12 protein-coding genes are annotated in these 12,798 nt (G+C 33.9%); 9 read left to right on the forward strand and 3 right to left on the reverse strand.

The features are described 5' to 3' along the window. The first annotated feature begins 2 nt into the window (after positions 1-2). The 8 genes from ACLUJM_RS01805 to ACLUJM_RS01840 all read left to right on the forward strand — a co-directional run bounded on the left by ACLUJM_RS01805 (position 3) and on the right by ACLUJM_RS01840 (position 7,760). On the forward strand, positions 3-449 hold the full coding sequence (locus tag ACLUJM_RS01805) for a DUF4430 domain-containing protein (RefSeq protein WP_412412026.1): 447 nt from the start codon (positions 3-5) through the stop codon (positions 447-449). Continuing rightward, positions 449-958, forward strand: a complete 510-nt coding sequence (locus tag ACLUJM_RS01810) for a hypothetical protein (protein WP_094208159.1) — start codon at positions 449-451, stop codon at positions 956-958. Before ACLUJM_RS01805 ends, ACLUJM_RS01810 begins: the two co-directional genes overlap by 1 nt. Positions 959-1,049: 91 nt before the next feature. Next, complete coding sequence (locus ACLUJM_RS01815; protein ID WP_278735715.1) at positions 1,050-1,781, forward strand: YdjY domain-containing protein; 732 nt, start codon at positions 1,050-1,052, stop codon at positions 1,779-1,781. A gap of 12 nt (positions 1,782-1,793) precedes the next feature. Continuing rightward, a complete protein-coding gene (locus ACLUJM_RS01820) occupies positions 1,794-2,978 on the forward strand; it encodes a TVP38/TMEM64 family protein (protein ID WP_242433513.1) in 1,185 nt (394 codons plus the stop codon). Positions 2,979-3,162: 184 nt separating this feature from the next. Next, the gene (gene brnQ / locus ACLUJM_RS01825) at positions 3,163-4,458 is read left to right on the forward strand and encodes a branched-chain amino acid transport system II carrier protein (protein WP_278735713.1); all 1,296 of its coding nucleotides are present in this window, start codon (positions 3,163-3,165) and stop codon (positions 4,456-4,458) included. 165 nt (positions 4,459-4,623) lie between these two features. Beyond that, positions 4,624-5,562, forward strand: coding sequence for an ATP-binding cassette domain-containing protein (locus ACLUJM_RS01830; protein ID WP_278735712.1), 939 nt, complete (start codon positions 4,624-4,626; stop codon positions 5,560-5,562). Between the two features lies 1 nt (position 5,563). After that, positions 5,564-6,661, forward strand: a complete 1,098-nt coding sequence (locus ACLUJM_RS01835; RefSeq protein ID WP_412412027.1) for an ABC transporter permease — start codon at positions 5,564-5,566, stop codon at positions 6,659-6,661. Next, on the forward strand, positions 6,648-7,760 hold the full coding sequence (locus tag ACLUJM_RS01840) for an ABC transporter permease (protein ID WP_412412028.1): 1,113 nt from the start codon (positions 6,648-6,650) through the stop codon (positions 7,758-7,760). Before ACLUJM_RS01835 ends, ACLUJM_RS01840 begins: the two co-directional genes overlap by 14 nt. A 48-nt stretch (positions 7,761-7,808) precedes the next feature. Here the strand turns inward: ACLUJM_RS01840 and ACLUJM_RS01845 are convergent, their stop codons facing one another. Then, complete coding sequence (locus ACLUJM_RS01845) at positions 7,809-9,074, reverse strand: GntP family permease (protein WP_278735706.1); 1,266 nt, start codon at positions 9,072-9,074, stop codon at positions 7,809-7,811. A 1-nt stretch (position 9,075) separates the two neighbouring features. Continuing rightward, positions 9,076-10,206 carry a glycerate kinase gene (locus tag ACLUJM_RS01850; RefSeq protein ID WP_278735704.1) on the reverse strand — a complete coding sequence of 377 codons (1,131 nt, stop codon included), beginning with the start codon at positions 10,204-10,206 and terminating at the stop codon, positions 9,076-9,078. A gap of 103 nt (positions 10,207-10,309) precedes the next feature. On the opposite strand from ACLUJM_RS01850, the gene ACLUJM_RS01855 reads away from it, so the two are divergent. Next, positions 10,310-11,392, forward strand: a complete 1,083-nt coding sequence (locus tag ACLUJM_RS01855; protein WP_412412029.1) for a CdaR family transcriptional regulator — start codon at positions 10,310-10,312, stop codon at positions 11,390-11,392. 548 nt (positions 11,393-11,940) lie between these two features. On the opposite strand, the gene ACLUJM_RS01860 is transcribed toward ACLUJM_RS01855, so the two are convergent. Next, positions 11,941-12,795 (reverse strand): YihY/virulence factor BrkB family protein, encoded by an 855-nt coding sequence (locus ACLUJM_RS01860; protein WP_102164281.1) that lies wholly within the window; start codon positions 12,793-12,795, stop codon positions 11,941-11,943. Between the last annotated feature and the right edge of the window lie 3 nt (positions 12,796-12,798).

The raw sequence follows: 12,798 nt of genomic DNA on the forward strand, positions 1-12,798 counted from the left end.
TTATGAAGAAAAAATTATTGGTATTGATGATGCTTGTGTTCTCATTGACAGCTTGTAACGCTGACAAAGATAAGACCCAAGAGCCACAAAAAACAGAACAAACACAAGAACAAGCAAAAACAGACGAAAACAAAATAGAAGAAAAAGCAGCAGACAAAGAAGCAACTAAGGTTCAAATCGTTGTTATGGATGAAGTTAACAACAAAGAAATCTTAAAAGAAGATGCTGAAATCAAAAAGGATGAAAATCTACAACAATACCTTGAAAAAAATCACAAAGCTGTTTTTGAAAAAGGTATGATGACTGAATTAGAAGGCGTAAAACAAGATCCAGCTAAAAAACAATACTGGATGTACTATGTTAACGACAAAATGGCAGAAGTAGGAATCGGCGATTACAAAGTTAACGAAAATGACAAGATAGAATTTAAATTTCAAGAAATGAAATAATGAAAACTAGTGATTTGACTAGAATTGCAATATTATCAGCAGTATGCATCCTGACAAGAATTTATTTGAATATAATTCCGAATGTAAAAATCTTGTCGGATGTCATACTGATACTTGCAATTGAAAAGAACCTAAAAGAGTCACTATTTGTAAATGCAGTCACGATGGTAGTCACAAGTTTTGTGCTTGGGTTTGGAATATGGGTATTATTTCAAGTGGTAGACTTTTTTATCTTGGCTGTATTTAATTATGTAATTTTCAATGTTTTTAATTTAAGAAAAACATTAGTAACCAAAACTATATTTTTGTCCCTTTCGGGATTTTTGTATGGACTTATAATCACGTTGATGGAATGCATGACTGTTATGGGAATGAATGTATTCATTGCAAGATACATGACATCAATTCCATTTGATATCAACCATATGATTGGAAATGCTGTGATATATATTTTTCTTATATACAAGTTAGAAGATTATATTACCGGCAAGAAAAAAATCATGAATTAAAATTTAAAAAAATATTTCATAGAGTTTAATTTGCAAACAGTATTAAATTTAGGTGATATAACAACATTAAATTGATAATGGAGGAATTATTATGAATTTAAGAAAAAAATTAGTAGCTGGATTTTTATGTCTAGCAATCGTAGGACTAGCAGGATGCTCTCAAAAAGCAGACGATAAGAAAACAGAATCAAACAACACTCAAACAACTGAACAAGCTAAGGATGATTCTAAGAAAGAAGAAAAGAAAGCAGATGACGAAGTAAACGGCGTTTCTTTGAAAAACCCAATCAAAGTTGACAAAGAAGCTAAGAAAATCACTGTTTTATCTTCTGTAAATGGAAAATATTTTACTGAAAATACTAGACACGCATCAGTAAACACAGATGGTAGTAACGGAGCAAAATCAGTTCTTACAGCTTATGCTACGCCAGAAGATTTCTACAATGCTTTAATAGAAATCGGTGCAAAACCTGGTGAAAACATGACTCCGGACAATGCAGCTGAAACTCACGTTGAAGGATCTAAAATTGGCGCTACTGTAACATGGGAAGGCGCTGGAAAAGATTACGATATTAACGAAGTAATCAAAGACAGCAACGGAAAGAAAATTGATTTTAGATTCGGTGGAAACTTAGAAAGAGCAAAAAATAAGAAAACAGGTTGCTTAACTTGCTTAGATTCATGTCCAGTAGGAATTATTTCTAACACAACTTACACTAATGGTGCTGTAGAAAAGAGAAATGAAGTTAAATTCACAGGTAACCCAGATGTACTTCCAGAAGATGGAACTTATGTAGCTTTAACTTATACTTTAGAAGATTAATAGAGGTATCAAGTGAAAAAATTAAGGGCGATATTTTATTATTTAACTACGGGCATAGCCATCGGGATTTTATGTTGTCTACTTTTGTTATTCAACGTAAATTTCGAAATGATGGTTAGTCAGCAGCTAGTAATGTATATCTTTACAGCTTTTGGATTGATACTTGGAATTGCTTATACTAATATCAACAGATATGTATTTTTCGCATTGGAATTGGCGATAGCTTTGATTGCTCTTATAGGGGGAAAAACACAAAGTCTTATCTACATTGTAAAAGAGTTTATAATGTATCATGGACCAGTTAAAAACATTTTAATTCCTACAATCGCAGTTATCGTAATTGTTAACTTAATCAACATTTATATAGTTCTTACTCAAAAGAAATATCAAAAATATTACACTAGAGAAGAACGAAAAGCTATGAGAGAAGAAGAAGTTAAACTTAGCGATTTGAGAGAAGAAAAAACACCTGAAGAAATAGCAGAACTTAAACATAAAAGAAAAATCCAAAGAATAATTGCTTTGATTATTATTGGAATTATGTTGGGGTTGTATTTCTTCGTGCCATCTATCAAAGCTAAAACCAATGAAGCCTTCTCAACTATTTCAAAATTAGATACAAATGTCGTAGTTGCATACTTGAGATCATACGGAAAACTAGCTGCAGTAGTATCATTCATTTTAATGGTACTACAATCAATTGCAGCACCTATCCCAGCATTTTTGATTACTTTATCAAATGCTGCAATATTTGGATGGGTAAAAGGGGCTATACTTTCTTGGTCGTCAGCTATGGCGGGAGCTGCACTTTGTTTCTTCTTGGCGAGAGCTTTGGGAAGAGATGCTGTTGAAAAACTTACAAGCAGAGGTGCAATGGAAAGTGTTGACGTATTTTTTGAAAGATACGGAAAATATGCAATATTAATTTGTAGACTTTTACCATTTGTTTCATTCGACTTTGTAAGTTATGGAGCAGGTCTAACTAATATGGGATTCTGGCCATTCTTCATAGCTACTGGAATTGGTCAATTACCTGCAACAATTGTTTATTCATACGTTGGAGGAACATTGACTGGTGGAGCACAAAAACTTTTCCTAGGACTTTTGACATTATTCGCATTATCAATAATGATTGGTATTGCTAAGAAAGTTTACAATGATAAACAAAAGAAAAAGGGAGAAAAAGTAGTAGAATAAAATCACAATCATAGGTCAGAAAATTGGCCTATGATTTTTTTGTGCAAAATTTAGTTTTTAGAGTAAAATTTATCACTTTATTTTGATAACGAAATAAATAAATTTGACAATAAAACTTTTTAGAATTAAAATTTAGATATGAAATCATTTTCTATGAAGATATAGAAATACATAGGAGGATATTTTGAATAAGAAATTTAAGGACGTCATTATCGTAGGATTTGCATTATTTGCAATATTCTTTGGCGCAGGAAACCTGATTTTTCCGCCTTATTTGGGTGTGCTTTCGGGAACTGAGTATAAAAAAGCGATGCTAGGATTTTTGTTGACAGACCCTGTACTACCTATACTTGGCGTAATCATCACCGCTAAGCTAGGTGGAGGAGCAGAAGATCTTGGAAAAAGAGTTGGGAATAAATTTGCTAAGATTCTTGGAACCGTTACCATATTAACTATTGGACCGCTTTTTGCAATTCCTAGAACTGCAGCGACAACTCACGAAGTTTTTGTGTCTAAAGTTTTTCCAGGAACTCCAGAATGGGTAACTGCATTAATATTTTTCGCGTTGACTGCGATTTTTGTATTTAATGAAACAGGAGTTATCGATAAAATAGGGAAGTATTTGACGCCAGGATTGGTAATAATTTTATTAGTAATTATTGGAAAATGTATTGTGGATCCTATCGGAGTGATGAATATTGCGTCTGAAAATCAAATATTTTTGAAAGGTTTTGCAGAGGGATATCAAACGATGGATGCACTTGGTGCAGCTCTTATGACCGGTATTGTAGTGTCTGATTTGAAAAGAAAAGGATATGTTAATGACGAAGAAAGACTAAAGTTAGTTAAGTGGGTCGGACTTGTGGCATTCGTTCTTTTAGCGATTATCTACGGTGGTTTGATTTACGCTGGGGCGACTGCATCCAAGATTTACACAGTTCAAAACACAAGAGTCGACATACTACTTGGAACGGTTCAAAATATTTTAGGTTCAGCTGGTAAAATAGCCATAGGAATTGCGGTGTCATTGGCATGTTTAACGACTTCTGTTGGACTCAGTGCGATAGCGGGGGATTTTTTCTCGAATATTACAAAGGACAAATTAGGTTACAAGCCGATTGTTTTAGGAACAGTTGTAGTTTCAGGAGTGCTTTCACTAATTGGAGTTGAAGGTTTGATCAAAGCAGCAGTTCCGATTCTATCTACGGTTTATCCGATTATTATGGTACTTATATTTTTAGGAATTTTTGAAAAATATATTAAATACGATATGATTTACAAAGGAGCAGTTCTTGCTACATTTTTGATAAGTTTTGTGGAAGTTTTGAATCAAAATTTTAAAATTTTTGAAGGTTTTACTGCTTTAATCAAAACTTTGCCTTTCAGCTCAGTTGGATTCGAATGGCTGTTACCTGCGATTATTACTGGGGCTGTATTCGGACTTATAGCTTTTGTTCAAGATAAAAGAAAAATTGCATAACGAAAACAATTCAGCATAAAGTATATTCTTTGTGCTGTTTTTTGTGGAAAATGTCGAAAATCAAAGTTTTTAAAGTTTATTTTGCATTTTGTTTACAATTTGTTTACACATTACTAATTGATTAATTATATAATATAAATAGAATTAAAATTTATGGAGGATCTTATGGAAAACCTTATAGAGGTAAGAGGTCTTGTAAAAAAATACAAGGAACTCACTGCGGTGGATAATTTGGATTTGGATGTAAAAAAAGGAGAGATACTAGGGCTGCTTGGTCCAAACGGTAGCGGAAAATCCACAACTATCAACTGCATATTGTCTCTTTTGAAAAAGGATGCTGGCAGCGTCAAGATATTTGGCAAAGAAATGTCTTCTGATGCGTATGATATCAAAAAAAGAATCGGCGTAGTGTTCCAAGATGTGGCGGTGTATGATGAATTATCAGTTTACGAAAACGTAGACTATTTTTGCGGATTATACATTCAAGATAAGAATGAACGAAAAAAACTAGTTGAAAGAGCGTTGGATTTGGTAAGTCTTAATGATTTTGTGAAGTTTAAGCCGAAAAAATTATCGGGTGGTTTACTCAGAAGACTTAACATTGCATGTGGAATTGCCCATAAGCCTGAGATAATCATCCTTGACGAACCGACGGTTGCTGTAGACCCACAATCTAGAAATAATATTCTTGAGGGAATAAAAAAATTAAACAAGGAAGGTTCCACGATAATTTACACGTCGCATTACATGGATGAAGTTGATTTCTTGTGTGATGATATCGTGATTATCGACAAGGGCAAGGTTATCGCAAAGGGTACTTCAGAACAACTCAAAGATATGATTGAAATGAATGAGAAAATCAGTTTTACTTCGAAGGATTTGAGCGAAGATATTATCAATAAAATAAAAGCACTTCCACATTTGTTGGAATTTCAAAACAAGAATGGCTCTGTTAAACTCGACTTTGCACACGGTGATGGATACTTAATGAAGTTGGTTAAACTTCTCGACGAGGAAAATATTCAATATAGTTCTTTAAATGTTGAAAAGCCAAGCCTTAATGATGTGTTCTTGGAATTAACTGGTAAAGATTTGAGGGATTAAAATGTTTGTTCATTCATTTAAAAATACATTCAAAGTGCTTTTGAGGCAGCGAGCAATGCTTTTTTGGGCGCTTTTGTTCCCAATTGTGCTGGGGATTTTCTTTAAGCTTGCATTTGGAAATATTACTGAAAACTCCAAATTTAAAACTATTGATGTAGCTGTTAATGAAACTTTGATGCAAGATGAAAATTTTAAGATTTTCATGAACGATATGGAAAAGGAAAAATATTTCAAGGTTGTAGAATCTAATAGCGAAGATATTTTGAATAAAAACGAAGATGTAAAAGCCTACATTCATTCCATGGATAAAATCTACACTAAAAAATCTGGGATTTCGGAGACGATTGTGGAGACGATTATGAATGCATACACGCAAAAAGTGTCGATGATAACTAAGATAATGAATAAGAATCCAACAGCTGATATTGGAAAAATCTTGGGAGTGGATGATCACATTCAAGATATTTCCAGAAAAAACATGGATCCTGTCAATGTGTTTTTCTACACTCTTTTGGGGATGACTACTATTTACGGATATATGTGGGGACTGTTCGTTAGTTTCCAATACGAAGCGAACTTGTCTACCAATGCTAAAAGAAATGCAGTTTCTCCAACTAAAAAAGGCACTATGCTTTGTGCATCAGTTCTTGTAAGTTGGATAATAAATTTTTTAATAACTGTAATATTTATCGCGTATTTAAAATACGGGTTAAAAGTAGAATTTGGAGATAGAATGGGACTTGTAATCGCAATGGCAGGTTTGTCTTCACTTTGTGGAGTGACGCTCGGGATTTTAATAGGAGTGTCTAATAAGAAAAGTCTTGATACTAAAATCGGAATAGGTATTGCACTTACAATGTTGATGGCGTTTTTGGCGGGAATGATGGTTCCTGAAATAAAGGTATTAATTGCAGAAAACATCCCTATTATCAACAAAATAAATCCTGTAGCAGTGGTTACAGATGCTGTGTATTCACTTTATTATTACGACTCGTTGACAAGATTTAATTACGATATGTTGAATCTTTTGGCAATCACTGTGTTTTTTATAGTGGCATCACTGTTTTTGATGAGAGGTAAAGAGTATGAGAGTCTTTAAGAATTATTTTAAAATAGCATGGGCACACAAAACTTCCATACTTTTATACACGATAATATTTTTAGTGATTATGAGTTTTGCTACTAAAAGCACGAAACAAACTGATTACAAATCAGTGGATGTTAGCATTTATGTCCAAGACAAGGCAAATACTAAGCTTTCAAAATCTTTGTATGATTATTTGGATAAGAACACAAAAATCGTGAAGATGGACGAATCTATTGTAGAGGACAAACTTTTTTACAATATTATTAGTGCGGCTATAGTTATTCCAGAAGATTTTGATAATACAAAAAAAGTACAATACAAAATAGCCCCGGATAATATTTACGCTACGGATATCAAAGAGAAAATAAATATTTATCTTAGTCAAGTAAATTCTTATGAAAAAGGCGGATTTACTGAAGATGAGGCGATTAAAAATGCGAACGATGATTTGAACAAGAAGTTTGATGTGAGTATTAAAAAGGGTTTAAGGGATAAAAGAAGAGATACTTCAAATTCGTATTTTAATTTTTTGAACTACCTTCTTTTGGCACAAGTTATTCTGATAGTTTCAACAATAGTCAAGGTTAACAAAAAACAATCCATACTTATGAGAAACAACGTATCGGCGTGTCCAAGGTCTAGGATAAATATGGAAATGATGTTGGGCCACATTGTGACAGGGCTTGTGTTATGGGTAATTTACATGATACTTTTCTTGGTGATGTACAAATACGATTTTACGCAAACCCACGTTAATTTGATGATGCTAAATTCATTTGTGTTCACGATTTCGGTCGTTTCAATGGCTGTTATGATAGCTAACTTAATCAAGGATTCAAATACTGTTCAAGGAGTTATGAATGTTGTATCATTGGGATCTTCGTTTTTGTGTGGTGCATTTGTCCCACAAGAACTACTAGGGAAAACAGCGTTGACGTTAGGCAGAATTTTCCCAGGTTTTTACTATATACAAAACAACAATATTTTGATGGAAAGCCCACAGATTTCAAAAATATTGCCAAACATGATGATTATTCTGGGATTTTCTGTATTGTTTATAATAATTTCTGTATTGGCGAAACCAAAAGGCAACGATAATATCAACAAATAAAAACAAGGCTATGAGTTGTGTGCTCATAGCCTTTAATTTTGAGAAAAATTATTTTGTAATTAAATATACTAAAACGGATGCGATTGTAATAGTCAATCCAACAGCTGCTTCGTAAGGAATAATCTTCAATCTGTCAGCGATAGACATTTTGACAGATCCACCAGTTGCATGGAAGAATGATCCGTGAGGAAGTGAGTCGATAACTGTAGCACCTGCGTGAACCATAGCACCAGCATTTAGTGCAGTTACATTTGCATCGATCAATGATTTTGCGAATGTTTGAGATGCTATTGTACTTCCAGCAGTTGTACTTGCTGTTGCACCACCCATTAAAATACCCGCTACTGGAGCAAGGATGAATGCAGGAAGATTAAATGCAGTAATCAAATTAATCATATCAGTTTGTAGTGTTGAATTTTTGATAATTCCAGCTATTGTTCCCGTACCGATTAAAAGTGCACAAACTCCGATTATTTTTGAGAAACCGTAGTTGACATATTCTTTGGTATTCTTAGTTTCTTTTGTAGCTAATAAGCACACAAATCCTCCCAAAGGAAGTGCAATCAATGGGTCGATTGTGATTTTGGCAAGTGGTCTAAGTGCCAATAAAACAATTACAGTAACTGGCCCTATAATTGATGCGAAGAAACTTGGCAAGCTTGTTCTTTCAGAAGATTCCAAATCACTTGAATCTATGACATCAGTTTTTTTCTTTGCTAAAGCCATTGCAATAATAATCGTTACGATTAATGCGCAAATTGCAGGAATGATATTCACATACATCAAAGATGTAAGATTTAGTTTGAATCCTTCAGCAGTTGCAATAGTGTTGGGGTTAGGGCTGATTACATTACCAGCTTTTCCTCCACCAATCATAGCCAATAAAATGCTTGATTTGGAAAGATTTGATTTCTTACCAACAGCAAGGGCGATAGGTGCACAAGTGATAACTGAAATGTCAATGAATACACCGACAGCACAGATAATCATCGTAGAAATCGCAATAGCAATCAAAGCTTTTTGTTCGCCTAATTTTTTGATAATCGTGTCTGCGATTTTTTCAGCAGCACCCGTTTTAACCAAACAACCTGCCAAAATACCACTTGTCATAATTCTTAGAACTGAACTCATCATTGATTCAGAACCTTTTACCATGGCAGACACTGTTCCCACAAGTCCGCCTCCACCGATAATTCCACCAAACAAAGCTCCTATGATAAGTGCGTAAGTTGCGTGGAAGTTTTTGATGATTAGAAAAATTGATAACGCTAAGCCAATCAATGCTCCAATCGTTGAAAATGTTACGTTGTCCATACTACCTCCATAAATTTATTAATTTCATTACTTGGTCAACACTTCTGTACAAATTTTCTTCTGAAACTTTTTTATCCATAGCTTCATTTGTTTGCATACATTTATTTAGAATAGGGAAGAATGCATCGATTCCTCTTTCATTAACAGAGACTGCATCGTTATCGCAAACGCCGCAAAAAGCGATGACTTTTTTGTTGTATTTCTTTGCGAGCTTTGCAATTCCTACAGGAGTTTTTCCCATAGATGTTTGGAAATCCATCTTGCCTTCTCCTGTGATAACCAAATCAGAATTTTTGATTAACTCATCTGCACCAAGCATTTCTAGAATAATTTCAATTCCTGGTTTTAATTCTGCATTCAAATAATTTTTGAAGGCATATCCCAAACCACCGGCAGCACCAGCTCCCTCAATCGTATCATTTGCACCAGGAATAACTTTTTTTGTAACTTCGTGATATTTGCCCAAAAGTTTATCCAATTCTTCGACTTGTTTTGGAGTTGCGCCTTTTTGTGGTGCAAATACTCTTGCCGATCCACGTTGTCCGCACAATGGATTATCGACATCACAAGCTATCTGAAATGTGCATTCCTTAAGTCTTTCGTCGAAATTATCCAAATCAATAGTTTCCAAATCTATAATTCCTATTGGACCGTTTGAGATTTCGATTCCATTTTTGTCAAAAAATCGCGCTCCCAAACTTCTTAGCATTCCCATGCCGCCATCTGTAGTTGCAGAGCCGCCAATACCAATGATAAATTCTCGGATATTTTTATCCAAAGCGTCCTTGATCATATCTCCAACTCCGAAAGTCGTAGCATTCATTGGATCCAAGTTATCTTTTATAAGCGTAAGTCCGCTGGATTCACTCATTTCCATAATTGCAAGTTTATCATCTACTATCAAATATCTAGCTGTGTGATGTTCCATCAAAGGATTATGTACATCGACTTCAACTATATTAGCGTTTTTAATATCCTTTAATGAATCAATAGTTCCTTCTCCACCGTCAGCAACAGGTTTTACTATTGCTTTGTTTGAAGGATTTTTTTCACAAGCTTTTTTTATGATTTCTCCTGCTTCCAAAGAACTCAAACTGCCTTTAAAAGAGTCTATCAATACTAATATATTCATAACAACCTCCTATCTCAATTTTATAACAAACGATTGCACAAATGTATGTTTTATGTAATAATAATGTTAAATGAACAAACAAAATTATTATTATGGAGAACAAATGAGAATTTCTGATCACACTGCAAAAATGATAGTCGAAAAATTAAAAGATGTTATTGACTACGATTTGAACTTTTTTGACCAAGAAGGATATATTATTTATTCAACAAATTCAAATAGAATTGACACTTATCACGAAGCTGCCAAGGAATGCGTAAAGCTAAACGAAACAATTTTTGTTGATAATGAAAAAGAATACGTTGGAGCAAAGAAGGGAATTAATATCCCAGTTACAATCGACGGAGAAATCATCGCCGTTATCGGCATCACTGGAAACAAAGACGAAGTAATGAAATACGGAAACATCATCAAAAAAATGACCGAAATACTCGTCAAAGAACAACTCGTTGAGAAGAACAAACTCAAGAAAAAGGACATGAACAAGTATTTGTTTGAGAGCTTGATAAATGAGTTGGACGATTACGGATTGTACAGATATCTGGAAAGTGAAGACGAAAAATACGTTATAGTCGGGAAAAATTCCGAAAGCAGATTTTTGTTGAAAGATTCCGATCAAATTTACAAAATCTTGGAGAATAATCTGTCCAATAATTTCGTATATAGCGTATTTTACGGAGAAATTGTAATCCTAGCAAACAACGTAGACAAGATTATCATCAAGAAAAAATTGGAAAAAAATAGAAACCAAATTCACGATGCAATAGACAGTAGGGTGTATTTTGGCATCAGCGGGTCATTCAAAATGATTAGCCAATTTAAGAAAAACTATGACAATTGCATGGTTGCGTTGGATTGGTTGGATAATTTGCAAAGAAAAGACTGCGTTGTGGATTATTCCACATTGGATTTGGGAATTTTGCTTGGAAGTATCAAAAAAGATAGAATCAAAAAATTCAAGCAAGTCGTATTGAAAGATATTTCCGACGAAGATTACAATATTTACAAGGATTTAATCAAAATTTATGCGACAAATAACCAAAGCATCACAAAATGCGCGGAGGATTTGTTCGTTCACAAAAACACCGTTCAGTACAGGCTTAACAAACTAAAAGATATCACAGGACTTGATCCTAGAAATGTAGAAGATTTTATAAGACTGTACTTGGCATTTATATTGAACTAGGAAGAAAGCCGTAGAACATTCGTCTGGCTTATAAAAATTGCTAAGGTAGTTTCAGGACAAAAACGTAGAAAACCAGTTTGCACGAATATCTAGACTACGTAAATTACAACATAGTTTCAAGATAAACAAAACATAAAACATAGTAAACCGCTCATCTGTCTACGAAAATTGCTATGGTAGCTTCAAAGTATACGAAAATAGACCCCGATACGAACGAATATCTAGACTACAAAAATTAACAAATTCTAAGCTTGTGAATCTAAAATCGCAAGCACGCTAGCGCTTACGCAAGTGCGATTTTTTAACGATTCACTTCGCTTGAATTTGTTGTAATTTTTTCCGTATGATATTCTAACCGTATCTGGTAGTCTATTTTTATTTCATAGAAATACAAAATCTCTGGACATCTTTGTTTTACAAGGACACAGTGAAGTAGAAAACCAGTTTGCACGATTATCTAAGCTACGAAAATTTGTGATTTGAAACCATCTAAATTTCATCCGTATGATATTCTTAGCAAAACTGGTAATCTACTTATTTCATTAATTCTAAGTGGAATATATAACTCCTTTTTTTACTTGGTCGTAGTTGGCGGTGATTTCTGCTGCGATTAATATGATTTGTGAGGATAGGTTTATCCACACGAAAAGTGCGAACACGCCGACTAATGGGCCGTATGTTAGCGACATATTGGATATATTTGAAACGTAGAATGAATATAATACTGTAATCAAAAGCCAACCCACTGTCGCTATTGTTCCTCCAAGCATTGCTGATTTCCATTTGATGCTTCTTGTTGAGTCGAAGTCTGGGGCGAATTTGTATAGCAATGTGAATCCAAAAATCATGGATACTATTGGGATTAAATATCTGAAAAATTGTGCAATAAATGATATTCTAATTCTCATGTATTGTTCAATCAATCCCAAAATCAAACCACCAAATGCGATGAAGACTAATGTTACCATCAACAATAAAAGAAGTACGATTGTGAACAATATGCTTTTGAGTTGTGTTTTCAAAAACCCATTTTCGCTTCTTACATCAAATGCTTTGTTCATTGCTTTGATTAAAGATTTCAAGGCTTTGGAGCTAGACCATAATGCAACCAACAACGAGATTGATAGAACAGATGATGATCTGTTGTTTATTATGGTGTTGATTAGTGTCATTAAAATATTTCTTGTTTCAGCTGGAATGAATTCCATCCACTTGAAAATCATATCGATTTTGCTAGCAGCAACCATCAGCACGATATTCAATAAAACAATTAGAAATGGCACCAAGCTCATTATAAAATGGTAAGTTGTCTGTGCACTCAATAATGGGATTTGGTCATCTTTTATAGATTGTAATAATTTTTTGAAGAACAAATTCTTTTTTTCTTTTTTCTGTTTTTTCATCAT

The organism is Finegoldia sp. (assembly GCF_046991905.1).
Lineage (GTDB): Bacteria > Bacillota > Clostridia > Tissierellales > Peptoniphilaceae > Finegoldia.

Coding starts and splice junctions, on each gene's coding strand:
- ACLUJM_RS01830 (WP_278735712.1), top strand. CDS start 4,624: ATGGAAAACCTTATAGAGGTAAGAGGTCTTGTAAAAAAATACAAGGAA.
- ACLUJM_RS01845 (WP_278735706.1), bottom strand. CDS start 9,074: ATGGACAACGTAACATTTTCAACGATTGGAGCATTGATTGGCTTAGCG.
- ACLUJM_RS01835 (WP_412412027.1), top strand. CDS start 5,564: ATGTTTGTTCATTCATTTAAAAATACATTCAAAGTGCTTTTGAGGCAG.
- ACLUJM_RS01855 (WP_412412029.1), top strand. CDS start 10,310: ATGAGAATTTCTGATCACACTGCAAAAATGATAGTCGAAAAATTAAAA.
- ACLUJM_RS01860 (WP_102164281.1), bottom strand. CDS start 12,795: ATGAAAAAACAGAAAAAAGAAAAAAAGAATTTGTTCTTCAAAAAATTA.
- ACLUJM_RS01815 (WP_278735715.1), top strand. CDS start 1,050: ATGAATTTAAGAAAAAAATTAGTAGCTGGATTTTTATGTCTAGCAATC.
- ACLUJM_RS01810 (WP_094208159.1), top strand. CDS start 449: ATGAAAACTAGTGATTTGACTAGAATTGCAATATTATCAGCAGTATGC.
- ACLUJM_RS01805 (WP_412412026.1), top strand. CDS start 3: ATGAAGAAAAAATTATTGGTATTGATGATGCTTGTGTTCTCATTGACA.
- ACLUJM_RS01840 (WP_412412028.1), top strand. CDS start 6,648: ATGAGAGTCTTTAAGAATTATTTTAAAATAGCATGGGCACACAAAACT.
- ACLUJM_RS01850 (WP_278735704.1), bottom strand. CDS start 10,206: ATGAATATATTAGTATTGATAGACTCTTTTAAAGGCAGTTTGAGTTCT.